Below are 25,405 nucleotides of genomic sequence, written 5' to 3'. Positions count from 1 at the left end.
ATAGTTCCTCTATTTCCGCATGCCCAGCCCACCACCTCAACCGGTATCACCTGTGCTGTTTCTTAAAATCGACCTAATCCAAGGTGATGAAATCCTGCGAATGAGTGAGTATATGTGAGATAAACCCTTAAAACCGAGGGACGGGTAACATTAGTTCAATGAATGTCGGGGAACAAGAACATATATGCATAGAGAGCTGCGCGCTGCGCGGCTTTTTCAACATTAAAGAAAGAATTTATATTTTTTCAGGCAAACGGAGGATGAGTTAAAATGATGGTATGGAAGCGAATATCTTAAAGCGGATATTTTTCGATGAGAACCGTCATTGGGAACAATTTGTAGAAAAGATCGTAACCGGATACGGCCATGCGTGCTGAAAGAAGTGGAGAAGTTCCGGAAATGTGGAGATCCGCGGAACGGCTTCATGCTCATGGTGTGCGAAGGATGTCGGTGCAAAGGTCGGTTTTGCACCACCTGCTCTTGTGGGGAAACCGAGGAATGGAGCAGGCTGCTGCTGGATGATGTGCTGCAGGTCCACCATCGTCACGTTGTATTTACGATAGACGAGGGGCTGTGGGATGTCTTTTTGGTGCACCGCCATTTGCTCAAAGCCTACATGGATGAAGCGGTGCGCGTGGTACAAGATTATTTTCAAAAAAAGCTCAAGGTGACGCCTGGCGTCATCGTGGGCTTACATACATTTGGTTCGAGGATGAACTTTAATCCCCATGTCCATATGCTCGTGACGATGGGGGGGGATGAAAAAAATGGAGAGTGGAAAACCTACGACTTCATACCGTTTGAGATGCTGCGCAAGCAGTGGCAGGTCGTCGTGTAAAAACTAATTCGCAGTCATCTTTCCGGAGCGGAAAAGAGGCAGGTTCAAGCAAGATTGCAAAAAGCGTATACGGAAAATGGTGAAGGCTTCTATGTGTATGCCCCGAAACAGCGGGGGTCCATTCGTGAGCAGCTGCGATACATAGGCCGATACATCCGGCGCCCAGCCATAGCAAGGAAACGGATCAAGGAATATGACGGAGAATACGTGGTGTTCAGCTACCATGATAAAACCAGCGGCGAGGAAAAGACCGAGCCTTGACGGTGGAAGCGTTCATCACGCGATTGATTCGGCACATTCCGGATGAGCATTTCAAGACGATTCGCTACTATGGGGTCTACTCACGGCGAACAAAGGGCGTGAGCAAGAAGTTGATGAGTGCCTGGCAGAAGGTGAGCCGGAAATGGGTAGTGAGAATCCGGCGTATCCTCCGACGCAGAACCTGGCGTGAACGGGTCGGGCACACGACAGGGAAGGACCCACTAGTCTGTCTAAAATGTGAATGTGACTATGAATACAAGGGGGAGGTCTGTCTACAGGTGGGGAAATTGCGGGTGAAGTATGCCCGTTGCCGGATAACCCACGTTTGTCTAGAAAGGATGATTCGTTATCTCACCAGTGTCCAAGAAGCGCAAACCAGCCAAAACGAAAAAAAAGAACCCACTCACAAACGGGCAGGTTAAGTACACATATGCCTCAACTGCAACGGAGAAGAACGCATTCCCCTTCAGATGGTACGGGACTTTGACCGTATGGACGGAGGGGATCCCCTTGTGCCCCCTAAATTCTCATGCGAGGATTGTGGAGGAGAGATGTACCCGGAGTATTACAAAGGAATTCACGGGTATGAGTACAACATTTCCGATGTGCGCAGAACCTAATGGACCGTCAGGGAGATCTATCCTGACGGTTTTTCTTAATTATCGGAAAGGTGAAAGCTTCGTCCTGTCACCGATAAGGAGGGCGTTAGCCTGTTCTTCTTCTGTTGACAAAAATAGTTGTTCTATATATAGTTGTTAAAACAACTAATTAAGAAGGAGGATGGTTATGACGGCAAATGAAAATGTGCTTGAACGATCGCTTGGTGCTTTGATGGGCATCACGTACCGCAAGATGACGAATGTTCTTCAGGCCCGCCTTAAGGATTATGAGATTACAACGGAGCAGTGGTCGGTGCTGTTCCAGGTCGATCAGACAGAGGGGTTGATCCAGAAGGAAATTGCCGAGTTGGCGGGTAAGGATAAGCCGACGACGACCCGGATTCTCGACCATTTGGAAGAAAAGGGGCTGATCTGCCGCAAGATGGCGGAGAACGACAGACGTTCCTTTCAAGTACACAGCACAGAGAAAGGCGCTTCGCTGATCATGGAGACCCTCCCGGTTGAAATGCAGGTAAACCAGGAAATCAAACAATGCATGACGGTTGAAGAGCATGAAATGATCATGAAGCTTCTTCTGCGGATTAATCATCATGTGAGCCAATTATCATAATGTCCGGAAGGAGCATAAAAATATGCAGTCCCAAGAAAGCAGTTCCAGGCTTTGGACCAAACCGTTTCTGATTCTGACCCTTAGCACCCTGCTGTTGTTTTTGAATTTGCAGATGCTGCTTGCGGCTTTCCCGGCCTATGTGAAATCCGCTTTTCAGGCTGACGATATGACCGTAAGTCTAATCATTAGCGTGTTTGCCGGTTCAACAATTATTACACGGTTATTAACCGCCCAACTTATGCGTAAAGTGCGTCGCAATGTGATTTTGTATGCGGGACTTGCTGCCGCATGTCTGTTCACCGTAATGTCTGTTGCCGCGGGTTCAGTCGGTATGCTGCTTGTCATGCGGGTTGGTTTCGGGATCGGGTTCGGAATGGCGAGTACGATTATTCCAACGCTGGTATCTCAAATTATTCCAGGCAAAAGGATGGGGGAAGGCATCGGTTATTTCGGCCTTTCAACCAGTCTGGCTATGTCTGTTGGACCGATTATCGGATTAAGCGTGATGAAGCATGCAGGTTTCACGACACTTGCCATGCTTGGCACGGCGACCATCCTGCTTATTTTTCCCATTCTGCTGCTATCGCGGGCGATTCCGCCTGATACCAGCAAGAAAACAGCGCCAGCAGCAGGCTCCGCTTCCAAGCAATTATTCCATGCCAAATTATTAATCCCCGGACTGCTTAATGTTATTTTGGCTGTGACCTATGGCGGTCTGCTCAGCTTTATCGCCTTGTTCGGGGAATCTGTTCATTTGGAGCAGGTCGGCCTGTTCTTTTTGTTCAATGCGATTGCAGTGATCATTATCCGGCCCGTTTCAGGCAAAATATTCGATCGTTTCGGACATGCTGCTGTTCTCATCCCTGCCGCGATCAGCGTTGTGTCTGCGCTAATGGTTCTATCCTACACAACAACGATGTCGATGCTGATTTTGTCCGCCCTGTTATATGGACTCGGCTTTGGGTCCATTCAGCCCACGCTGCAGGCATGGATGCTTCGTTCCGGCACGCCGCAGCAGTACGGCATGGCCAACAGCATGTTCTATAATACGACTGATCTGGGTATAGCGGTCGGAGCTTTGATTTTGGGTGCCGTTTCATCCATGTCCGATTATGCTTTCATGTACCGGATCTCGGCCGGATTCATGGTCCTGTTTCTGATACTTTATATAGTCGTTCGGCTGTTATCAGCGGTCAGATACAAATTCAAGCAAAGCGCCGGGCAAACAACATAACTTCCTGCAGGGACGGTAAATCGCATATAATAGGTGATTTACCAGGGAAAGAAAAGGGGACAATTCATGAATACGCTAAAGCAGCCGCAGAAAATAATCGGACGCCATGTCATCAGCATGCTGGAGACCGTGAATGTTCAGACTGGGGAGCGCATGGTATTATCCCCATATCGACGATCTGATTGAAGCGCCCAACTGGACCCGCGATGGCAAGACGCTCATTTATAACAGTTTAGGAAGAATATTTGCCTTTGATATCGCTACTCGTACGAGCGCTGTCATCGAGTCGGGTTATGCCACACAGTGCAACAACGATCATGTTCTTTCACCTGATAATTCCCATCTTGCAGTGAGTCATCATACGCAGGAGGACGGCCAGTCCCGTATCTATGTATTTCCGCTGGAAGGGGGAGATCCTGTTCATCTAACAGCACTTGCCCCCAGTTATTTGCACGGCTGGTCCCCGGGAGGAACACCCCTTTCCTACTGGCCGAACGCAATGGACAGTATGATATCTATACCTTCTCGCGGACTGGCGGTGTGGAAAAGCAGTTAACCGATCTTCCGGGACTGGATGACGGACCGGAATATTCTCCGGACGGCAGCTACATATGGTTTAATTCCGTGCGGTCCGGCCTGATGCAAATATGGAGAATGGAACAGGACCGCAGCCAGCAGACTCAAATGACCTTCGATGAAAGCAATATCTGGTTCCCGCATGTTTCACCATCGGGCGAAACCGTTGCGTTTATTGCTTACCGCAAAGAAGATGTCGCGCCGGACGACCATCCGGCAAATAAAGACGTGGAAATCAGGTTGATGCCAAGCGGCGGCGGTGAAACAAAAACGCTTGTCCGGTTATTCGGCGGTCAAGGAACCCTGATTGTAAATAATGGTCGCCGGACAGCAGCCAGCTGGCTTTTGTAAGTTATCGCTTCAAGGACTGATGCCATACAATAAACGGACCCAAAGACGATCCCCCCCGGATTTTCGGCGAGGCCGTTTTTTTGGAACTAGCCATCAAGGACGCCATCAGGCGTTTTTCTTATTTTGCGGATATATGTTCTTGTCCAAAGCGAAAGACAAGAACATATATCCGCAGCCGTATTAGGACAAGAACATTTAATCATAGCCGATTTTTTTGGCCAGCAGCCACAGCACTATAGTTCAATAATGAAAGGGCTGCCGACTGGTAACCCTTTATTCAACTAACGGGCAGGATAGTTTCAAAATGTAGTAAAATTTAAACAATGACTATATTGATAATCCAATGGGAATAAAACGGGTTTTATTGTATCTGGAGGAACGTTGATCTGGCTGTCGTTCCTGACAGGAGGATTTGGATCTGCAGTCCCTCTTTTTGTCGATTTTACGATCAGCAACGGTATCATCATCTCCGGTTCGCTCATCATTCGCATTGACGACATTGTACAGGGAGATCGAACCCGATTAACCTAGTTGCTGCGAACCATTGAACCACACGGATGTGATCGACAAGGTATCCGAGATATTGGTTGTCGGATCACCGTTTACGAGAATAAGGTCAGCGCGCGCACCTTCGGTAATACGGCCGCGATCGTGAAGACCAAAGCAACGGGCCGGTTTGGAAGTAGCCGATTGAAGAGCTTCAATTGGAGTGAACCCGGCCTTCACCAGCAGCTGCATTTCATGGTGGACGCTTGCTCCGTGAGCAAGGCCGCCAAGGTTCGGAACGGGAACCGGTGCAACATCCGTCCCTACCAGAATATCAACTCCGGCACGGTGAAGATCCATCACATTCTTAAAGCTGTTCTCCATATTGCCTTGCGGGAACGTATTGAAGCTTGAGTTCAAAATACCGATCCAATCCGAACTTAATTTGGAATGAACACGCGGATCATTCGCCAATTCCGATGCCGGTTTCCCAACAATCGATGAGTTCAACACCAAGCACGGTGTAACAAAAGCGCCTGAATCCGCTATGGATTTCACCAACTCGGACGTGTACTCGGGTCTGTCGATAAACAAGTGGCCCAAACCGTCGACTCCAAAATCGATGGCTGCTTGCGATGAAAGAGCCGTCAAGACGTGGGCGATGACCAGCTTATCGAACTTGTGGGCTTCTGTCACGGCTGTTTTTAGAATCTCGTCGCTTAAAACAGGCAGGCCGGGTGCACCCATGACCGTCCCTTCTTCAATCATGATCTTAATATAGTCGGCACCATTCTCCACTTGAGTATGCACATGTTTAATCGCTTCTTCCACCGTTGTCACTTGCGGTATTTCATCGTGATCATGAGCGTATGCGGCCAACATCGCTTCCCGGTCTTCCTCCGATAACTTTTCTAGCTCCCTTAATACGAATTCCGGTATTTCATCCCCATCCGGCAGCAATTCATCTGGGTGTCCGCCCGGAGCGGTGATTGCTGTGCCGGCAGAACGGACGTCTGCAACGTCATCCACATTTTTTAACTGGATCTCGCGTCCTCTTCTCGTAAAATCGCCGTTCATTTCGAGTTCTGTCGTAACGCCGAATTTTAAGGCATCTCGTAATCCGCCGATTGAGGTGTGGACATGTGCATCAATCAGACCGGGCATTAAAGTCGCATTTTCCCCATCGATAATCGTTGCATCGGCCGGAAGGTCTCCGCCCACTGCAATAATGGACTCCCCTTTGATGACAACATGTCTTGACGCAATAATTTGTTCTCCATCAAAAATACGTACATTTGTAATCGCAGTAACTTGTTCTAACGCAGCATTTTGATTTATCTTCTCCATTTGAAATTCCTCCAATGTGTTTGTTTCTAACAATTCGAAGTATAACTGTTAGAAATCTAACTGTCAATAAACTAAGTTTTTTGACATTCGTATAGGATCACTGTATAGTTTAGTTGCTTACAATTAGCTTTCTAACAATTTCAGGAGGGACGATCATGCAATCCCGAAAGGATACGCCTTATTTGGATTTGTTTCAGATTATCGGTCTTAAATTAAAGAAAAGAGCGGACGAGAGTATAAAGGAACTAGGGTTAAACGCTCAACAAGGAAAAGTAATCTACTATATTTACGAGAACCAAGATAATCATATTATTCAAAAGGACCTTGCAGATCGGTTTCATGTGCGTGGGGCCAGTATTACAAGCATGCTTCAAGGTCTAGAGCAAAAAGGGTTCATTGAGCGCAAAATCCCGGCCAATAATGAACGGCAAAAAAATATATATGTATTGCCAAAAGCGATTGAGTTAATTGAGGGCTTTAATGAATCATTCCAAAAGGTGGAGGATGAAATCGTTCAAGCCCTTACTAACGAGGAGAAGCAAGTCTTAAAGAAATTGTTGATCAAAATCAATGAGCGCATATAAAGAAGAGGATTCCCCATGAGGCTATGGAGAYATTTACAAATTAAAATACGCTTGTCCCAGTTGGGGAGCATTTAAAACAGCAAGAAATGAACAATCCATATGGTGCATCAAATAATATTCCTTAGATAACAAGATCTAAACTAAAAGATCAGGAGTGTACAAATAAGCTTTAAGCTAACGGGAAACTATAGCTTATTTTTGTACTTGCATATGACGGAGAAATATTCTGTATATAAGAGGTATCGCCCCCCTCGCCTCCACCAATACCATGAAGAAACCCGACCTCGTGAGGTCGGGTTTTTTGATTTTTTATTCATGTTAAGAGCATGTCTTTTATTAAAATAACGGGCAGGATTAATTATAACAGTTCTTTACATCACCACGTTTTGGTGCAAATGTTATACTAATCAGGAAATCACCGTCACCATAGTATTCTTTTTTGATGATCATGAATAAGAGAGGCATATTAAGATGAAAAAAGGGAAAATCGTATTTCTAAATGGTGTAACTAGTGCTGGAAAAACATCTATAGTAGATGCTATACAGTTAAAATCAGATGAATTTTTTTATGTTGTTGCAAATGACCTTTTTGAAAATACAATAGGCGATAACTATCTCCGTGAAGATTATTGGAAATATTTAAGTGATGCAATTATTATGATGTATCATACTGCTAAACTATTTTCTGACCATGGTAAGAATGTACTAATAGACGGAATTTTGGTTGAAAGACCCGAATTAAAACCGCATTATGAAAAAGTTAAGGATATATTTGCGGGGTATCCTTTCTATATTGTCGAAGTTTTTTGTCCTTTAGACATTTGTCGCCAAAGAAATATTGAACGTGGAGATAGAACTGAAGACCAATCTGAGTGGCAAAATAATATTATGGCCAAAGATATACAATACAATTGTACTGTCAATACACACATAAATTCCTCAGAAGAATGTGCAGATTCAATTATAAAGTATTTATTTGATAGGTCCGAGGTTTAAGCTATCGGGGAACGTTTGTTTTATAAAAAAACGAAAGCAGCCGACCACAATGATTGGATGCTTCATTACACTAACGGGCAGGATTGTTCAATAACTTCGCGAATACTTCAAAATTGATAATTTTCGTTAAGTTCGTAAATACACTGTTAGCTGAAAGATACGCAAAAATAAAATTATGAAAGGCGGATTCAATTGAAGCCAGGGATTATAGTTCTTCTTAATGGAACTTCAAGTTCTGGAAAGACATTATATCTAATGAATTATTATCTCAAAATATATCCCATTTCAACATATATCAATTGATAATTTTATTAATGGGCTATTTCATAGTTATAAAGATTACATTAACAGTACCTATCCGAGTATTGAAACAAATGGTGCAGAGGATGGACAATTAGTAAATCAAATTCTTACATATCCGTTGATTTCATTATACTACTCGACAATAAAACTATTTTCAGCGATGGGAAACAACGTAGTTCTAGATTCTGTTATAGGTAATGACAAATGGTTCAATACTTGTATTGAATTATTATCGGATCACCCTGTCATATTCGTAGTAGTTAAATGTTCAAAGGAAGAACTTGCTAGAAGAGAACAACTTAGAGGAGACAGGGAAAAATTGAGTGGGAAAATATTACTTGACGCTTCAAACTAATAAAGACTGGAATCAATTTAGGAAACAGGACTTCTGTATACGGATGATTACCACCTGATATTATCTTGCACGGAAAGTCAGGCGACATAAACTACCGGATGATATGCTTCTTACGAAAGGAGGGATTGCCGTGGAATGGCTAGAGCGAATGAATCGAGCTGTCAGCTATATCGAAGACAACTTAGAACAAGATATTGATTACGACCAAATCGCTAAAATCGCCTTATGTTCAGTTTACCAATTTCAACGCATGTTTTCATTTGTACTTGAAGTCCCATTGTCCGAATATATCAGGCGTAGAAGGCTGACGCTTGCTGCATTTGATTTAAAGAACAGAAAAAACACTGTGACGGATATTGCCTTGAAGTACAGATATGAAACACCTGAATCATTCTCACGAGCATTTCAAAATCTACATGGAATGACGCCTACATTAGCGCGAAATGCTGAAAGTGAATTAAGAGCCTTTCCTCGCATCTCCTTTCAAATCATATTAAAGGGAGTTGTTGGAATGAATTATCGGATTGAAAAACGGGATGCTTTTCAAGTTTATGGGCTGGAGGATATCTACCATTACGACACTATTGCGAATGAGGAGGGCATATCGATCCCCGATGTTTGGCAAACCATCAGCAGTAATGGTGAGTTGGATCGTTTATCCCAGTCGGTTAGCGGGGATTGGAGAGACGAAGGCAATTTCAGCAAGGAACTTGGAGCTGTCTTTTCATTCGATTCCTATAAATTCACAAACAATACGACGTTCCCTTATCTGATTGGGTGTTACAAAGCGGTCGATAGCAAGGTGAATGGATATACAGTTGTTGATGTTCCACCATCCACGTGGGCAGTATTTTCAACTTTACATGATGGGAATGGCAGCGGCAAGTATGATTTGCGGTCTTTGAAGAATCGGATATTTTCGGAATGGCTGCAAACATCAACATTTACGATTTTAGATGGCGGCAACTTCGAGATGTATGGTACAAGCGTAGATGGCTACGAATATTGTGAACTATGGTATAGGGTCGAGGGATAGAATGGAAAAACGCGGCTGCCGACATGACCGGTCACTGCATGTTTTTAACTCGAAGATCGCACAAGGATCATTTCAGCATGGTTCATTAAACTAACGGAGAACTATAGTTGAACAAATAAGGAGCAGTGTGCTACGTGGCAGCTGCTCCCTTTCTTTGTTAAGCTAACGGGCAGAATAACGTATTAACTTCTAGGTGCCCAAAGCATAATGGAGACACCTACAACACAAACAGCGGCTCCGATCCAATCGTACATATCGGGTGTTTTTTTATCGACCAGCCATCCCCACAACACAGCAAGTATAACGAATACTCCTTCGTATGCTGGATAGACTCGTCCAAATGATGGGAAGCTCTGTACCGTTGGGATGATCCCCCTACAATTCCATACCATATTGGCTTGGATTCGCGTAGCCATAACCAAACAAGATAACCTCCACCAATTTCGGCAAGTCCTGCAACGATGAAAATTGAGATAGTTAACAACAAATTAGATTTCTCCTTACACTATGAACAAGTACCGGTGGTTTTTATTTTATCAAAACACTCTGATCAGGTTAGGCATTTACAGTTCAATCCATCATCTAAAATTTGGATCATGGGGTTAATTTGTTTCTTTTTCTCTTCCAACTCCTCACGTTTTTCTCGCGCCATTTCCTCCCATCGCTCTGATGGTGGAAGCGTTTCGAAACCTTCGAGCAGAACTATGATTTCTTGAATCGTAAAGCTGGTTTGCTGCGCAATTTTAATGAATGTGATTCGCCCAATTAGCTTTTCGGCAAAGCGGCATAGCGGCGTTGACCGTTTATTCGTTCCGGCGCTGGCAATAATCCAATTCTTCCGTTCGATCAGCTAAGTAAGAATTGGGAGCTTGTCAAAAGAAATAAATTGTGTTTATCAATATAGAACACAAGCATATCACTTTCATGTATACCAAATCGGATTCGCATTTCTTTAGGAAATACAATTCTTCCAAAGACATCTAAAGAACGCACAACTCCAATACTATATCCCCCCCTTTTACCGCCAGTTTCGATTGCTAATCCAGGAGGTTCATATACCTTTGATCATACTTCTATTGCAATACATCTAATTTCATTGATAAGAATGAGCTGTTCCCCACATTCAATTCCTCCCGTTTGCTAGATCAGATTTTTATGTATATTTGTATTCCACATTAGTTCTCTAAAACAAGTGGTGGTTAGTTTACTAAAACACGAACAGGAAATCCAAATAAATGATAGAATTTAGAAGGATAAATAACTAATGATACGGAGCGTTAAGGAATGATTGGAAATTTTTCTTATATTATAGTATTAATTTTCTTTGTTAGCGGCACCATTTTCACTGGATTTATTTTTGAATCAAATTTCTTAATTATGAACGCGTGTGGTTACGTTGCTTTCCTTTTTGTGTTGTTTAATAAGACTCCGCTTATAATGACAAAGGCGCATTTTTTGATTATTAGTATAGCTTTATGTTATTGGGTTTCAGTTCTATACGCCGTTGATACTGAGGCAGCCATAATAGAAGCATCCAGAATTTCGAGTGTAGTACCGCTATCTTTCATGTTATCACTCATATCTCAAGAGCAGTTTGTAAAGCTTCTTTATCGATTACCTTGGGTTGGGAGCTTTTTGGTACTCGTTGGCCTCGTCTTCCATTTGCAGCGTGAAGGCAGATTGGAATCATTACTTCAATATGCCAATGCATTGGCAATTTTACTTTTAGTATGTATACTTATTAGCATTTTGGCGATTGCAATGAAGAAGTCAAAACAGCATGTATTCCTTATGACAATCAATGTCGTTGGACTGTTAATGACATTCTCTCGATCAGTATGGGTATTATGGCTCGTCTCGGTAATCATGATGCTTATTGTTATTCCTGTCACTCGAAAGAAAAAGATACTGATAAGTCTCTCGTCAGCACATCTTCTAGGATTAATGATTGCAATGCTAGTAAAACAGGATATTTGGTTTTTTCTCAATCGTGTTTCAAGTATACAAGCGAAAACATCGGAGTTTCAAATTCGATTCGTTTATTGGAAAGACAGCATTCGAATGTTTATGGATTATGCTTTTGGGGGAACAGGCGGAGGAGGGTGGGCATTGCTGCAGCAAGCCTATCAGTCACAAAGATATTATGTAAAATTTATACATAACCATTATATTCAGGTTTTTCTAGATGTTGGGCTACCTGGTGGTCTAGCTTTTTTAGCGTTCATTGTATTCTTTTACAAGAATGCTCTTGTTCAATTGAAAACGAGTGAGATAATCGACAAGCCTTTGCAAAAGGGAATTGTCATAATGGTTACGATAATGCTGCTGCATGCGGGGTTCGATTTTGACTTAACTTATCCTTATCTCAATATGTTGTTAATAGGTTTGATTTTACTGATACCTCAGCAAACAATTGAAATAAAATGGATTAAAATAAAATACATAGTTGCTGTCCCAACAGTGATTATACTCTTGTCTTTTTTTACGTGGATAGGTGTTGGTTATCAGCTGAAGGAAAAAGGCATGGAAGCAATTAAGCAAAGGGATTGGAATCATGCGGAAAAACTGCTTGAGCAGGCGGGAAGAGCTGTCCCGTGGTCAAACACAATCATATACGAAAAGGCAAAGCTATACATACGAATGGGCAATGAGACTGGTGATACTCGTTATTATGAAAAGGCAGAATCAGAGCTTATGAGGGCGATACAGATGGTTCCTCCAAAAGAACTATATACAGATTTATTTAAAGATTTACAGTAAGATAGATAAACATTTCATAACAGCCTAGATTTCGACAATATTTTTTGATAAAATTAATAGGTTATGTTAAAAAATTCTATTTTAGGGGCGGTTAAGTGAACAGTTCATTCCGTAAAAAGGTTAGTTTGTCTTTGGTTTCTTTAATACTATTATCTATGCTGGCACCGGTACTTTCTTATGCAGCGGCTTACATGGTTTTTCATTACGATGAACGTACAGGGGAGTTATCTGGGGGGATATACACTGCAGACCCTGATAATATCAAAGTAGAGAGAATCGATGAATCGGGTGCTGTCGAATCTATGGACGGAAAAGTATCAGAATTCTCTAATACATTGTACGATGATAATAATATCCCTTACGAGTGGGTACATTTCAGCAAATATGTTGGCTCGGATACGACCAAAGAACTTAGAATTACAGAAGGGATTGACGGTACGGTTTTTAATGCAAGTAGAAATGAGTATAACTACTATGTATATACGGATAAGCCTGTAGATTTAGATACTTATCGGATGAAAGGGGAAGAAGGCTTTTCTGGAAAGAAGGAGAATACGTTTTTGGTGAGTAACGATAAGTTGTTCACTTTTACTCCAGAAGAATCGGGATATGATTCTATTGTTATTTCACTTCCAAATAGCAGAATGGATAGCAATAGGATAAGTTATAATCCTTTGAATACAACGGCAAATGATTTTTCATTGACTGACATTAGCGTCAATCAAAGCGTTTATGCTGAAGCGCTATATCCTTTTAACAACTATTATTATTATGACGGCTTACCTGTATTAAACAATATGTTCGGACTTCAGTTTGCTGAACCACTTGTTAAAGGTAAAACATACGAGTTAAAGCTTTCTAGTTTAAGTGCTGGAGATGAAATTCAGATTGCGAGTGCTGGGAGAGAATACTATGCAAGCATAGCTTATGGGGAGCATGTAAGTTATACGAGTAGTGAGACTGGTGAGGTCCACCATTATATAAACCGAAAAAACATTGCTAAATTCAACAATATTACCTTTGCCTCAGCCATTGTATCCCCACCTTCCCCTCCTTCAGATGGAATTGGCGGCGTGATACCTGATCCGAACCAAGGAAAACAAGTAGTGGATGTGGATAGTTTGAAGGGGAGCAAGGACGGTATTGTTGCTATTACCGTGTCTAAAGACAAACCTCAGGTTTTGCTTCCAATTAAAGCAGCAGAGGTACTTGGAGAAAATAAGCTTCGTCTAACCAGTGATAACATTTCTGTAGAGATTCCAGCAAAGGTTCTTGATAAGCTTCAACAGCTGCTTCCGGCAGACCAGCTTGAAGGGGCTCAAATTGAATTTGATATTAGTATTGTGGCAGAAGCTTCAGCTTCCGTTTTACTGAATAAAGCAAAAGATCAGACATCAGCAAGCCTTACCAGAGCAGGAGATGTATTTGACTTCTCCCTGTCGGTTATCACCAAAGACGGAAAGAAAACACCGATGAGTACGTTTGACAATCCCATTAAAGTGAATTTTAAAATCAATGAAAATGCAAATAAACAATTGTTAGGCGTTTATTATATTTCTGTTGATGGTAATCTGGAATATGTTGGCGGCAAAGTGAACGGGGCAGAAATTCAAGCGGATCTCACTCATTTCAGCCAATATGCCGTTCTTGAATATTCGAAATCTTACGAAGATGTGGCCGATGATTATTGGGCATCGGACATTATTAAGGTGATGTCTGCCAAACATATTATTGAAGGTGTAGACGGTAATAATTATGCGCCGCAAGCAAATGTTACACGCGCTGAGTTTGCATCTATGCTTGTAAGAGCACTTGGTCTTAAAGCTAGTGGACCAGCAGCTTTTAAAGATGTGAGTGCTAGTGCATGGTATGCTGAATCAGTAGCAGCAGCCAGTCAAGCAGGACTTAGCCAAGGTGTTTCGCCAAGCAATTTTTCTCCCAATGTGAAAATAACGAGAGAAGAGATGGCTGTGTTGTTAGTGCGTGCTTATGAATTGAGAACTAATACAAAGCTAGGTGAGGCAGCTAATTCCACATTTATTGATCGTAGCGAGGCTTCAAAATGGGCGCTGCCTTCCATTGATGCGGCTCAAGAAGCTGGAATCATTCGAGGACGTACCGAGAATGAATTTGTACCTCAAGCGCAACTGACTCGTGCTGAGAGTGCTAAAGCGATTTATAACTTGTTTGTGAATTAACAAAACGTCAAACGAAGTAGAAATGCTTGATACTGAACTGCACCCCGTCAAGTAGACAGTACAAATATAAATAATTAGGCGGCCTTAGTCCTGTTTTCCATTGGACTGAGGCCGTTTAGTTTTGCTTGTAATCGTTCGTTGTTGTAAAAGTGAATGTAAGCCTCGATGTCCCTCTAAAGTTCCTCAAAAGTGTGGTATGTGTTTAAATAATACTTCTCGCATTTTAGTGTCCCCCAGAAAGATTCCATTGGACCGTTATCAATGCATCGCCCAACACGGGACATACTCTGGGTTATTTTGTTGTCATCCAAGTGCTCCTTAAAGGCCAAGGAGGTTTATTGGTAGCCTCGGACGCTAGAAGCATGGGGGATGCTTCTTGGGCTGCTTGCAGGGCCAGTTTCAACGTTTGGAATACAAGTGGATTGTTATTAGAACCCCCTAATACATAGGCGACGATGGATTTATCATGAAGATCACGAAATAGATACCACTCTTGCAATAGCGATCGAATGCGGCATAGTCGATGTAGCCACGGTCAAACACATAAGTGACTTCAGGGGTTTCAGAGACTCAATTTGAATGGAACGAGGAGCCTGGTGGAACCGTTTGGACATTAAGTAAGATTAATGATGATTCCCTACGTGTACAAATTATGTCTTTTGTAGATTTACGTAACAAGAAAAAGCAAGTTATTGAACTTGATGAAACTGGTTCTATTCTGGAATTTACAAGGGCAGTAGTTCAAACACTTGAATTATTGTTAAAGAAACATGGACGGAAAGGTTACCAAGAAAAATGGATTAATTACGACTTCTCTATGGATAAATACTTGAAGCTAAAAGGTTTCACATCGAAAAAGGATTACGCTAACTGAGAACGATAGTTGAATAACGTATTGATGAGCAGGTGCTGAGTTGGCCTGCTCATCTTATTAAGATAACGGGCAGATTAGTTCAGCTAACTTATAATTTGTTTTCAAATGGAAAGCCTACCTTTAGATAAAGGGAGGGCTAAAAAATGAAACAAATATTAACCGCCACTATTATCGTTTTGATACTTTTAATACCAAATCAGGTAGTAGCAAAAACCATGGGAGCCAGTGTTGAAGTTAAGCATAATGAAATTTATGATGCCTTTTTAGTTTTATTAGACCCTTATGCGGGAAAAGCGATTAATAATAAATATCCAAATCGTAATTATGGGTTATGGAATGCGGAAATTTTAGAGATAAAGCGATCTGATGGATCACAATTTCATTTTAATGTGAAAGTTAAGTATGATACTTATACAGGTCCACATAATCCACCTGAGGGTCCTGTTACTCTGACCTTTGATCTAAGTTCAGGGAGGGTCACTGTTACCGAAATAAAAGGGTAAATGTACCTGTCGGGTTTAAGCTAACGGGAAACGATACTTGAATACCACACATTGATGAGCAGGCACTGAGGTTGCCTGCTCATTTTATTAAGTTAAAGGATAGGCTTGCGGAAATTTGTCTTGAGTAGCCCAGATTCCTACATAAAAATCTCCAGCATGGAAATGTTAACCAGAGAGGTGATTGTGTATGAATATGAAAAAATTGCTAATTTTTCTAGTGGTGTTTGCTGGAATATTTTCCTCGCTACCATTAGTAATGGCTTATGACGATTCAGATGCTTCAGTAAAATTTGTACAAGCTATTGTAAGAAAGGAAAATGCTCTAGCTCAAAAGTACCTTGCGAAAGGAGTCACAATACCAGAGATTAGTGAAAATTCCCTAATAAAGAGTTATCAATTGGTCACATCTCCGACTGAAAATATAAAGGTCTTTTTGGGGCATTTTTGGGATGAAGTGTTGGGTGGTGAACGACTCGCACTAATTTGGGAACTAACGGTCGAAGATAATAAAATCACAAAAATAAGAACTCTGTTTGATGGTGCAAACCCATTAATGGACGAAGTGAGGCTTCTCAAAGATTATCATAATTTGTATCAAAGAAAAGTGCTTGTACCAACAGAATATCCGTTTGAAATTACCCATTTTGATGGACATATTGAGTATGAACATGAGCGGTTGGTACTATTATATCGAAACGAGTCTATAAAGGGTTTCCTTCAGATTCAAATCAAACCTGTAACTTGGGGGTTGGAGAGGTACAAAGGGACAAACGGCCAATTTCATACACTGAAAGATGGAACAAAAATTCTATATAGAACAAAGTTCGACTTAGGTTATGAAATAAGATTTCAAAAAGAAGGAATGCACTACACTGTGGCAATCGGTAATAAGAAATATTTAAAGAAAAAATTTACAGTTAACGATTTAATTAAAATTGCGGAATCCATGAAATGAAGTGATTAAACTAACAGGTACATTAGTTCAGTGAGCTATGCAGCAGTACTATATTTCTAACATGAGAATGCACTGAGAAAAAATTCTGTATATAAAGGGGGGCGATCCCCCTCGCCTCCACCAATACCATGAAGAAACCCGACCTCGTGAGGTCGGGTTTTTTGATTTTTTAGTTATGTTAAGAGCACGTCTTTTATTAAACTAACCGGTAGAATAACACAATGGGACTAGGGACCACAGTTGCAATAAAGGACAGAAATGCTCGATTAACGAACCAAAGGCCATCAAGTGGGAGACCTTGTACTGCGTCATCTGGCCCGGTTATAGTCCGGTTCAGTTGGCGTTTTCGATTTTGTCGTGTGGTTCGCCGGAGATGAATTCATCGTACTGGCATGTGATTGTTCCGAGGCTAGCAGTCTCATCACGATCCTGCTTCGGCTTGAATCGGATGTAGAAAGATGCTATGCCGAATACGTAAAAAAAGGTCGACCATCGCGTGGTCGACCTCTAATTATTCTATTGTGCGGTCAGGATTTGTGGACCTTCAGCCGTGATGGCGATCGTATGCTCGTATTGGGCGGCGAGCTTGCGGTCCAGCGTCCGTGCGGTCCAGTTGTCCGAATCGATTGTCATGTGGTAGGTGCCTTCGGTGATCATTGGCTCGATCGTGAACACCATGCCTTCCTTGATGCGGAGGCCTTTGCCGGGCTTGCCGACATGCATATAGTTCGGCTCCTCGTGCAGATCCCGGCCGATGCCATGCGCGAGAAGGTCGCGCACGACGCCGAAGCCGTTCGATTCGGCATGCCGCTGGATGGCGCTCGTCACGTCGCCGAGCCGATTGCCGGGCTGCGCCTGCGAGATGCCGATGTCAAGGCATTCCTTCGTGACACGCATCAGCTTCTCGGCCGTCGGCGAGATGTTCCCGACTGCATAGCTCCAGGCCGAATCGCCGAGCCAGCCGTCGAGCTCTGCGACCGTGTCGATCGTCACGATATCGCCCTCCTCAAGAGGCTTATCGCTAGGGAAGCCATGCGCGATCACGTCGTTGACGGATGCACAGGTCGCATATTGATAGCCCTTGTAGCCCTTTGTGTAGGGCTTGGCGCCATGCTTCAAGATAATGTCCTCGAAGATGCGCTCAATCTCGTTTGTTGTGATTCCCGGTTTGATGAGCGAGGCGATCGTGCGATGGCATTCGGCCACCACTTGGCATGCCTTGCGGATGGCCTCGATTTCATGTTTGCTTTTTAATATGACCATGTTCGTATCAGGACTCCTTCGTAATAGCTTGCATCGCTAGCTTGGCGATTCGATCGACGTCCAGCTCGGAAGTGCCCGCATAGTAGTGCAGTCCACAGCAGCCGACCAGCACGGCAAGCATATGGTCGACGCTGTCGTCTTCACGCTGGGCGATCGATTGGAGCGGAACATACAGCCGTTCCATGAATCGTCTCTTTGTGGGGTGCTGATCCTTCGCGGGCAAACCTGTATAATGTTCCGCCGCCATTTTGTAGACAAGATATGCGCGGGCGTCCGACTGCCACAGCCGGAGCAGTGCCTTGCAATAAGTCAACAGCTGCCTATTATCCGGGCTGTCGACACAGGTGTTTGCCCATTCTGTCAGGGCTTGCTCGCATCGCTCGAAGCCGCTGCCCAACACATCTTCTATTAATAAATGCCGGTTGGGGTAATAATGGTATACCGTGCCGTAACCGAGCTCGGCTTCGCGGGCGACGTCGCGAATATCAAAGCTGCCACCCGTGTGGAAGTAGGTGCGCGCGGCGGCGTCCAGGATTTGTTCCTTGCGCTGCATGCGGATGAGCTCGTTTTGTTCTTTGGTGCGGGGGCACATGGGTGTGTGAACCTCCTTGTATAGACCTGCAAATTTGTCGATATAAACATAGTAACGCAATGGGCACTTATTCGCAACATTTTTATATTCATAACGTCCATATACTTACAGTTAAAAAAATTCGGTTTTTTGATTTTTTAGTCATGTTAACGGCAAGTCTTTTATTAAACTAATGGGAACGTTAGTGCAACAAAAGAGATTTACAAGCCGTATACTTAGTGAGTCAGCGAAATGAGATTAAGAGGAAAGAATAAAATATTTCACTAAAGAATTGTACGAAGAAATGCAGATAAGAGGATATATGGAGTATTGTACAAGGATAAGGTGTGATGCGGATGACTGATTTTGCAATGATTAAAAAGCTGTTTCATATTACGAAACGAAATGGGTTTAGTCATGGCGAGATACAAACGATTAACAATAATTTTGGTGAATTGCCTCAGGTGTTAATTGATTATTATTTGGAACTCGGTAAAGACGAGCGGCTGAATCATACGCAAGATCATTTGATCAAACCCGAGCAACTTCAATACTTCAAACATAGCGAATATTTAATTTTTTATTGCGAGAATCAACGTGTCTGTGTTTGGGGAATCCATAAGAACGATTTATTCAAGTCCAATCCCCCTGTTTATATGAGTTACGATGAAAAGGTATGGGAAAAGGATTTTGAAACATTGACCGATTTTTTTCATGCTATGGCCTATTTGCAAAGCGTATTCGCTCTTGAATACGGCTGTGAATCGTTCTATTCTATTGAACAAACCGACTTGGATTTTATTCGTGAACATTTTAATAATAAAGGTATTTCCTTTCGGCATTGGATTGGCATCGAATTTTATGGGAATGACAATGACAGCATAATAACAGTGTTGAAAAATAACGATAGTTTTGATTTGATTTATGCTTCAAGCGACAAAGAACATTTTGATGAAATGGATCGGGTTCTCTCAAAACTGGCAGTAGAAAAATAATTTGTTGGGATTGTGATGAGGATATGGTTAAAGCAGTGGATCAAACCTCCTAAAACGAAAAAAGTAATCATTTTAGGAGGTTATAATAAATGAAATTCAATCCGATTGTCATTGATAACTGGAGTAGAAAACCCTATTTTGAGCATTATTTAAACAATGTCAGATGCACTTTTAGCATGACGGCAAATATCGACATTTCCCGGCTGCTGAAAGAACTTAAGAGTCGGGAGATTAAGCTGTATCCAGCACTAATCCACATGATAACTACGGTGGTAAACCGCCACGATGAATTTCGCACATGTTTTCATGCAGATGGGACTTTAGGTTATTGGGATCGTTTATCTCCTAGTTTTACAATTTTCCATGATGGTGATAAGACTTTTTCAAGCATATGGACTTTGTACAGTGAAGATTTTAATGATTTCTACAGTCGTTATCTTGATGATATGAAAAAGTATGGAAGTGTTAAACAATTTGCCGCTAAAACAAACGAACCACCGGGCACTTTCCCTATTTCCAGCATTCCTTGGGTCAGTTTCACTGGATTTAACCTGAACATCTATAATGAGGGAACCTATTTACTACCCATCTTTACAATGGGGAAATATTTTCAGTTTGACGAAAAAATACTGTTGCCATTATCAGGACAATTCCACCATGCCGTTTGTGACGGTTACCATGCCGGGATACTGTATAATGAGCTGCAATTACGTGCAGATGCTTGTACGGAATGGTTGCCAAACTATACCGCATTCAGCTAATGGGTAACTATAGCTTATTTTTTTACTTGCAAGTGGTGGTGGAAATATTCTGTATAAGAGGTATCCAGTGCCGGTAGCCTTTCCGGTCAGTTGTGCGGTTGTGAAGCTCTTGTTTTTGGAGCGGCGCATTAAAATCGTTGGGGTAATCGTAACCGACTACAGCGAGCTAAAAGCCCATTAGGTAAAATTTACCTAATGGGCTTTTTAGGGTTCGAATTTTTAATAATAAAAAATAGTGTTTTATGTAATTTTTTGCTGCGGCAATATATGTTTTTACAACTTCATCTGCTAACATAAGAGAAACATAACGAGAGAGTACATAAAGCACGGGGGCTAACATCTATGAGCTACAATTTATATTTATCAGCATTGCTGATGGCGGCTACCTGCTGCTCGCTAATGCTGTGTTATCTCTCTTGGAAAAGAAGAGAGCTGCCTATTGCAATTAGTTATGGGCTAGGCATGTTGACGGGTTCATTGTACACTTTCGGATATGCTTTTGAAATTGTTAGCACCGATTTAGAGCATATACGCTTCTGGCTTCGAATTGAATATCTAGGCATCCCATTCGGCACTATTCTATGGATTATAATGGTGCTGCAATATACGGGAAGGCAAGCGCTCGTTCGAAAATGGGTAGTAGCGCTGCTGATGATTGTTCCTTCCATTACCTTTGTAGCTCATTATACGAACGATTGGCATCATTTATTTTATAAAAGCATGACTTTGAATTACTCAGAGGGCTTTCCGCTGGTAACGACGGAGAAAGGACCTTTATACAAGCTGCATGTCTACTATTCGTATTCCTTCTTTGTAGTAGGCATGGGATTAATGGTTGAAATGTTTCTAAAAGCGACATCTCGCATGAAGAAACAAATCGCTTTTATGATCATTGGATCATGGGGGCCTTTTGGATTTACGCTTATTTATTTAAGCAATGTCATTTATATGCCAATTGATATCTCCCCATTTGGTTTTATTTTCTCAGGAATCTTCTACATGTGGGGGATTTATCAATTTAACATGCTTAGACTAGCGCCCTTAGCGCTGCAAAAGGTGTTCGCATCCATGCAGGATGCGGTAATTATTTTTGATTTGGAAAATACGCTAACTAGCTTTAACCAATCCAGCAAGCAGGTTATTAAAGGGATAAATAATAAGTGGATCGGGTTGCCGGCAACGCAAGTCTTTTTGCAATATCCATTGCTGTTGGAGAAAATCATGCAAGGGCCTTCTTTGAACAGCAAGGTTCAAATTTCGGGTCAAGCGGATGAACCCTATTATAATGTGCATATGTCCTTGATTAGTGATAAGAACCAGAAGCCTGCCGGCAAAATGTTTTTGTTAAGCGATGTTACGGAAATGGTGCGTTCAGAGGAGCGGCTGCTTGATAATGCCCGTCAGCTAAGCGAGCTAAACATGTTCAAGGATCGAATGTTTAACGTAGTCGCTCATGATATTCGTGATCCGCTGGCGGTGCTCATCAATTTGATGGAGCTCATGGAGGACGAGTTGCAAGGCTACGGCGGAGAGCATGAGGAAATCGTCCATGAAATGGGACAGCAAATTGAAAATACTTTTGCACTGGTAGAGAGCTTGCTGGAATGGTTCCGAAGCCAACGCGAAGGCATGGTATTTAACCCAGTGGAGAGAGACATAAACCATACCGTACAGGTCTGCATCCGGTTATTGGCGGTTCGCTGCGAGAGTAAAAAAATCCAATTGATATCGGAAATACCGAAGGATACGTTTGTGCTAGCCGACAAAGAAATGCTGGATTTGATCGTCCGAAATTTATTGTCCAATGCCGTTAAATTTACCAACATCGGCGGCACGATCCGGTTAAAAGCAGAACATCAAGCCGATAAACTAATTATTTCTGTAAGTGATTCTGGAGACGGCATATCGCCACAACAGGCCAGCTCACTGCTACTAGAAGGTTATCCGGTGTCATCAACAGGAACAGCAGGAGAACGGGGCGTCGGTTTGGGACTTACGTTATGCAGGGAATTTGTTCGTTTAAATGGTGGAGACATTTGGTTCGATAGTTCTGAGCAAGGAAGTACCTTCTACTTCTCCGTTCCTACGCCATCTGCACATGCATTCAGACGAAGCAGCTTGGAGGCGAGCGCAGGTTGAAGGTTATCCTTATTGATGACGAGAAGGCGATGCATTTAATTATGAAACGGATGCTTGCAAAGACATCTGTGGAAGTGGAAATTACAGGCAGCTTCACGGAGACAGAAACAGCATTTTCTTACCTGATGAATCATGATGTAGACTTGGTGTTTCTGGATATAAGCATGCCGAGGGAAACTGGGCTCGAGCTTGCCGAACGATTAAGAGAGGTCGGAAGAGAGATAAAGATCGTGTTCCTGACCTCCCACAAAGAATATGCTTTGCCTGCCTTTGATGTTTATGCCTTCGACTACATCGTAAAGCCGGTTGTGCTGGAAAGACTTAAAAAAACGCTGCAAAGAGCGTTTGCTGAGTTGCGTAAAGAGCACTTGCGACAAGGGGAGTGGGCGGCGCCTTTAAATGAGACGAGGTTTAACTGCTTAGGTGTTATAGATATTCAAAGCACGCAGGGTATAAGGGCGAAATGGAAATCAAGCAAAAGCGCGGAACTGTTTGGCTATTTGCTTATGCATAAAGGAAGGCTGATATCCAGAGCAAGACTGATCGAAGAGCTGTTTGGCGACATGCCACAAAAGAATGCTGAGGTTTACTTGAATACGACCGTCTATCAGCTGCGGAAGGTATTAGATCCATTTGGCCTGAGAGAGAATTTGCATTCTGACAGCAACCACTACGCCCTTAGTCTGAGTGAGGTGAGTGTAGACCTTGTAAGCTTTGAAGAAGGCTGTAGAAAAATGTCAGTCGTGGATGAGACGAATCTGGAAGAGGCGATTGCACTAGAGCAGTTGTACGCAGGGGACTTATTTGGGGATCACACTTTTGCATGGGCTTGGAACGAGATTGAGCGTCTTTCGTTGCTGTACACCTCCTTTACCCAGCGATTATGCATGGCTTTGTTAAATAAGAGCGAGACGAATGCTGCTATTAGGTTGTTAATGAAGCTCGTGTCGCGCAATGAACTAGACGAACAATCCTTTTTGCTGCTTATGAAAGCTTTGGCTTTGCAAGAGAACAAGGAAGCGTTGACCCGGCAATATAGGCAATACGAAGACACGCTGCATAGAGAGATCGGTATAAAACCCTCCCGCGAGGTTGCTGATTTATATTTCAGTCTGCTGTCCGAGCTGGATAAATAAGAATGAGTAGATATGAAAGGCTCCTAAAATAATAGGGGCTTTTTTTGCTTTTGTCGAAGTTTGTCATTTTGCCGTCATTGGGCTTGGATATAATGGATCTAACTATAGAGATGAGGAGATAAGTTAACATGAAACGATTTTCAATACGCAATTTATTTTTAGTTTCGGTTTTAATTCTGAGTCTGTTAAGCGGATGTGTGATCAAAACAAGCCAAGTCACCATTAATTTTAACTCGGAAAGGTTAAGTGAGGCAGAGTATGCATACATCAGATATTCGAATGGCGATGTCGTTCAGGCACCCAACCTATTGCCGAACCAAAACGACGTTACTGTTGCTACGAATAGCACGCAATCCATTGTAGGTGGATACGTAAGCGACGGTGTGGTGAGCTGGGTTCCAAACATGAGTTATGGCGGAGGAGGTTATGTTACTGTTAGTGGTATTTCGGCAAGTAAACCCAAGCTTCCCGTAGGCTATGTCAAGTTAAATAATTCACCAGTAGTTGTTCAGAGTCAACCCGAGTATATAAGCGTAACCTTTGCTGTTTATGATACCGATGGCAAGCCTGTGGATGATCGCACGGAAATTTTTGCATATTCCGCAGATACAGCTTTAACCTTCTATAACATAGACCCAAGCGACCAGAATAATGGTAATTTTTATACGAGGACGAATACGGTAGACGAGGGTTACTCGTGGTACACCGTTAACGGATTGGTCACTTTCCAAATTAAATCGGGCATTAGTGAAATTTATAATGCACCTCTTTCTTTATATTCAGGTTCTCAATTCATAACGAATGATCCTTTTCACAAAAAATCTACACCTGTGGCAGCAATCAATGTAGGCAGCGCAGGGGATGCTTCTTCCTTACTTATTGGCGATACTTTGGCTATGCACGCGGATATATTGCCAGTAGACGCCTCTTACAAAAAGGTGAAATGGTCAGTTGAGAACGGAACAGGCTCAGCGACAATCAGCACTAGCGGTGTATTGGCGGGTATTTCGGCAGGTACGGTTACCGTTAAAGCTACGGCTATTGACGGCAACACCGTTTATGGAACAACAACGATTAAAATCCATGGACCTGTCATACCTGTTCAAAAAATATCTGTAACAGCGGAAGATGAGGTTTCTACAATCGAATCAGGCAAGACACTTCAAATGTATGCTGTTGTAGCCCCAAGCGATGCAACATACCGAGAGGTTGCTTGGTCTGTTATTGATGGGACGGGTACAGCTGTTATTGACGAAGAAACGGGTGAGCTTACTGCAGGCAATCCAGGTACAGTAACGGTTCAAGCAACAGCTACCGATGAAAGTGAAGTTGTTGGCAGTACTATTGTTACGATAACAGCCGCCCAAGTCCCTGTATCCTCGATTACGTTAACAGGTGATTCCAGCGTGCTGGTTGGTCAGACGTTAACGGTTGACGCGACCGTTGCTCCTGCAAATGCAACGGACAAATCAATCGAGTGGTCTGTTGAAAACGGAACAGGCACAGCAACAATCAGCAAAAGCGGAGTATTGACGGGTGTTTCAGCAGGTACAGTTACCGTTAAAGCAACGGCTGCTGACGGCAGTGCCGTATTTGGAACCAAAACGATTGAAATTAATGAGCCTGCCATCCCTGTTCAAGTGATTTCCGTAA

The 25,405-nt window shown here is 42.6% G+C and carries 23 protein-coding genes and 3 pseudogenes; 20 read left to right on the top strand and 6 right to left on the bottom strand.

Annotated features, from left to right (window positions below):
- Nucleotides 1-278 precede the first annotated feature (278 nt).
- From AC1DM9_RS33915 to AC1DM9_RS33890, 6 genes and pseudogenes are all read left to right on the top strand, one after another.
- A pseudogene (locus AC1DM9_RS33915) lies at nucleotides 279-1,521 on the top strand (IS91 family transposase).
- Nucleotides 1,522-1,879: 358 nt separating this feature from the next.
- Nucleotides 1,880-2,329 carry a MarR family winged helix-turn-helix transcriptional regulator gene (locus tag AC1DM9_RS33910; RefSeq protein ID WP_477584417.1) on the top strand — a complete coding sequence of 150 codons (450 nt, stop codon included), beginning with the start codon at nucleotides 1,880-1,882 and terminating at the stop codon, nucleotides 2,327-2,329.
- A 22-nt stretch (nucleotides 2,330-2,351) separates the two neighbouring features.
- Nucleotides 2,352-3,563, top strand: a complete 1,212-nt coding sequence (locus AC1DM9_RS33905; protein WP_477509135.1) for an MFS transporter — start codon at nucleotides 2,352-2,354, stop codon at nucleotides 3,561-3,563.
- Between the two features lie 133 nt (nucleotides 3,564-3,696).
- Nucleotides 3,697-4,119 carry a TolB family protein gene (locus AC1DM9_RS33900; protein ID WP_477552129.1) on the top strand — a complete coding sequence of 141 codons (423 nt, stop codon included), beginning with the start codon at nucleotides 3,697-3,699 and terminating at the stop codon, nucleotides 4,117-4,119.
- The gene (locus AC1DM9_RS33895; protein WP_477584415.1) at nucleotides 4,104-4,490 is read left to right on the top strand and encodes a TolB family protein; all 387 of its coding nucleotides are present in this window, start codon (nucleotides 4,104-4,106) and stop codon (nucleotides 4,488-4,490) included. Before AC1DM9_RS33900 ends, AC1DM9_RS33895 begins: the two co-directional genes overlap by 16 nt.
- A 381-nt stretch (nucleotides 4,491-4,871) precedes the next feature.
- Nucleotides 4,872-5,021 (top strand): hypothetical protein, encoded by a 150-nt coding sequence (locus AC1DM9_RS33890; RefSeq protein WP_477509132.1) that lies wholly within the window; start codon nucleotides 4,872-4,874, stop codon nucleotides 5,019-5,021.
- On the opposite strand, the gene AC1DM9_RS33885 is transcribed toward AC1DM9_RS33890, so the two are convergent.
- Nucleotides 5,013-6,323, bottom strand: a complete 1,311-nt coding sequence (locus AC1DM9_RS33885; RefSeq protein ID WP_477509131.1) for an amidohydrolase family protein — start codon at nucleotides 6,321-6,323, stop codon at nucleotides 5,013-5,015. The genes AC1DM9_RS33890 and AC1DM9_RS33885 overlap by 9 nt on opposite strands.
- Before the next feature lie 155 nt (nucleotides 6,324-6,478).
- Between AC1DM9_RS33885 and AC1DM9_RS33880 the strand changes: the two genes are divergently transcribed.
- From AC1DM9_RS33880 to AC1DM9_RS33865, 4 genes are all read left to right on the top strand, one after another.
- On the top strand, nucleotides 6,479-6,907 hold the full coding sequence (locus tag AC1DM9_RS33880; RefSeq protein ID WP_477584413.1) for a MarR family winged helix-turn-helix transcriptional regulator: 429 nt from the start codon (nucleotides 6,479-6,481) through the stop codon (nucleotides 6,905-6,907).
- A 471-nt stretch (nucleotides 6,908-7,378) separates the two neighbouring features.
- Nucleotides 7,379-7,903 (top strand): phosphotransferase-like protein, encoded by a 525-nt coding sequence (locus tag AC1DM9_RS33875; RefSeq protein WP_441912683.1) that lies wholly within the window; start codon nucleotides 7,379-7,381, stop codon nucleotides 7,901-7,903.
- 259 nt (nucleotides 7,904-8,162) lie between these two features.
- A complete protein-coding gene (locus AC1DM9_RS33870) occupies nucleotides 8,163-8,561 on the top strand; it encodes a phosphotransferase-like protein (protein ID WP_477512936.1) in 399 nt (132 codons plus the stop codon).
- Nucleotides 8,562-8,691: 130 nt separating this feature from the next.
- The gene (locus AC1DM9_RS33865; protein ID WP_477512933.1) at nucleotides 8,692-9,597 is read left to right on the top strand and encodes an AraC family transcriptional regulator; all 906 of its coding nucleotides are present in this window, start codon (nucleotides 8,692-8,694) and stop codon (nucleotides 9,595-9,597) included.
- Nucleotides 9,598-9,842: 245 nt separating this feature from the next.
- Here AC1DM9_RS33865 and AC1DM9_RS33860 read toward each other — a convergent pair.
- Nucleotides 9,843-10,081, bottom strand: a pseudogene (locus tag AC1DM9_RS33860) (YnfA family protein); the annotation flags it as partial.
- A 66-nt stretch (nucleotides 10,082-10,147) separates the two neighbouring features.
- Nucleotides 10,148-10,297: a hypothetical protein gene (locus AC1DM9_RS33855; RefSeq protein ID WP_477584419.1), complete on the bottom strand. Its 150-nt coding sequence runs from the start codon at nucleotides 10,295-10,297 to the stop codon at nucleotides 10,148-10,150.
- A gap of 584 nt (nucleotides 10,298-10,881) precedes the next feature.
- On the opposite strand from AC1DM9_RS33855, the gene AC1DM9_RS33850 reads away from it, so the two are divergent.
- Together AC1DM9_RS33850 and AC1DM9_RS33845 are read left to right on the top strand one after the other, a co-directional pair.
- Nucleotides 10,882-12,357, top strand: coding sequence for an O-antigen ligase family protein (locus AC1DM9_RS33850; protein ID WP_477584411.1), 1,476 nt, complete (start codon nucleotides 10,882-10,884; stop codon nucleotides 12,355-12,357).
- Between the two features lie 95 nt (nucleotides 12,358-12,452).
- On the top strand, nucleotides 12,453-14,555 hold the full coding sequence (locus AC1DM9_RS33845; protein WP_477584409.1) for an S-layer homology domain-containing protein: 2,103 nt from the start codon (nucleotides 12,453-12,455) through the stop codon (nucleotides 14,553-14,555).
- A gap of 74 nt (nucleotides 14,556-14,629) precedes the next feature.
- On the opposite strand, the pseudogene AC1DM9_RS33840 reads toward AC1DM9_RS33845, so the two are convergent.
- Nucleotides 14,630-14,848, bottom strand: a pseudogene (locus tag AC1DM9_RS33840) (transposase); the annotation flags it as partial.
- A gap of 254 nt (nucleotides 14,849-15,102) precedes the next feature.
- Here AC1DM9_RS33840 and AC1DM9_RS33835 point away from each other — a divergent pair.
- The 3 genes from AC1DM9_RS33835 to AC1DM9_RS33825 all read left to right on the top strand — a co-directional run bounded on the left by AC1DM9_RS33835 (nucleotide 15,103) and on the right by AC1DM9_RS33825 (nucleotide 16,887).
- A complete protein-coding gene (locus AC1DM9_RS33835; protein ID WP_477512929.1) occupies nucleotides 15,103-15,429 on the top strand; it encodes a hypothetical protein in 327 nt (108 codons plus the stop codon).
- Nucleotides 15,430-15,572: 143 nt separating this feature from the next.
- On the top strand, nucleotides 15,573-15,932 hold the full coding sequence (locus AC1DM9_RS33830) for a DUF3888 domain-containing protein (RefSeq protein WP_477552091.1): 360 nt from the start codon (nucleotides 15,573-15,575) through the stop codon (nucleotides 15,930-15,932).
- A 187-nt stretch (nucleotides 15,933-16,119) separates the two neighbouring features.
- The gene (locus AC1DM9_RS33825) at nucleotides 16,120-16,887 is read left to right on the top strand and encodes a hypothetical protein (RefSeq protein ID WP_477552092.1); all 768 of its coding nucleotides are present in this window, start codon (nucleotides 16,120-16,122) and stop codon (nucleotides 16,885-16,887) included.
- Between the two features lie 516 nt (nucleotides 16,888-17,403).
- Here the strand turns inward: AC1DM9_RS33825 and map are convergent.
- Both map and AC1DM9_RS33815 read right to left on the bottom strand, forming a co-directional pair.
- Complete coding sequence (gene map, locus AC1DM9_RS33820) at nucleotides 17,404-18,150, bottom strand: type I methionyl aminopeptidase (protein ID WP_430063759.1); 747 nt, start codon at nucleotides 18,148-18,150, stop codon at nucleotides 17,404-17,406.
- A gap of 7 nt (nucleotides 18,151-18,157) precedes the next feature.
- The gene (locus tag AC1DM9_RS33815) at nucleotides 18,158-18,742 is read right to left on the bottom strand and encodes a TetR/AcrR family transcriptional regulator (protein WP_339206055.1); all 585 of its coding nucleotides are present in this window, start codon (nucleotides 18,740-18,742) and stop codon (nucleotides 18,158-18,160) included.
- A 335-nt stretch (nucleotides 18,743-19,077) separates the two neighbouring features.
- On the opposite strand from AC1DM9_RS33815, the gene AC1DM9_RS33810 reads away from it, so the two are divergent.
- From AC1DM9_RS33810 to AC1DM9_RS33790, 5 genes are all read left to right on the top strand, one after another.
- Nucleotides 19,078-19,716: a hypothetical protein gene (locus AC1DM9_RS33810; protein ID WP_477584407.1), complete on the top strand. Its 639-nt coding sequence runs from the start codon at nucleotides 19,078-19,080 to the stop codon at nucleotides 19,714-19,716.
- Nucleotides 19,717-19,805: 89 nt separating this feature from the next.
- Entirely contained in the window at nucleotides 19,806-20,477 is a 672-nt protein-coding gene (gene catA / locus AC1DM9_RS33805; RefSeq protein ID WP_477584405.1) for a type A chloramphenicol O-acetyltransferase, read from the top strand.
- A 342-nt stretch (nucleotides 20,478-20,819) separates the two neighbouring features.
- Nucleotides 20,820-22,616, top strand: coding sequence for a sensor histidine kinase (locus tag AC1DM9_RS33800; protein WP_477512923.1), 1,797 nt, complete (start codon nucleotides 20,820-20,822; stop codon nucleotides 22,614-22,616).
- Nucleotides 22,613-23,752: a response regulator gene (locus AC1DM9_RS33795; RefSeq protein WP_477512922.1), complete on the top strand. Its 1,140-nt coding sequence runs from the start codon at nucleotides 22,613-22,615 to the stop codon at nucleotides 23,750-23,752. Before AC1DM9_RS33800 ends, AC1DM9_RS33795 begins: the two co-directional genes overlap by 4 nt.
- Before the next feature lie 128 nt (nucleotides 23,753-23,880).
- Nucleotides 23,881-25,405 (top strand): Ig-like domain-containing protein (locus AC1DM9_RS33790; protein WP_477512921.1); only part of this gene is annotated, 1,525 nt, incomplete at its 3' end.

This window comes from Paenibacillus sp. 01T431 (assembly GCF_056398625.1).
This window is presented reverse-complemented; position numbering and strand designations above follow the sequence as displayed.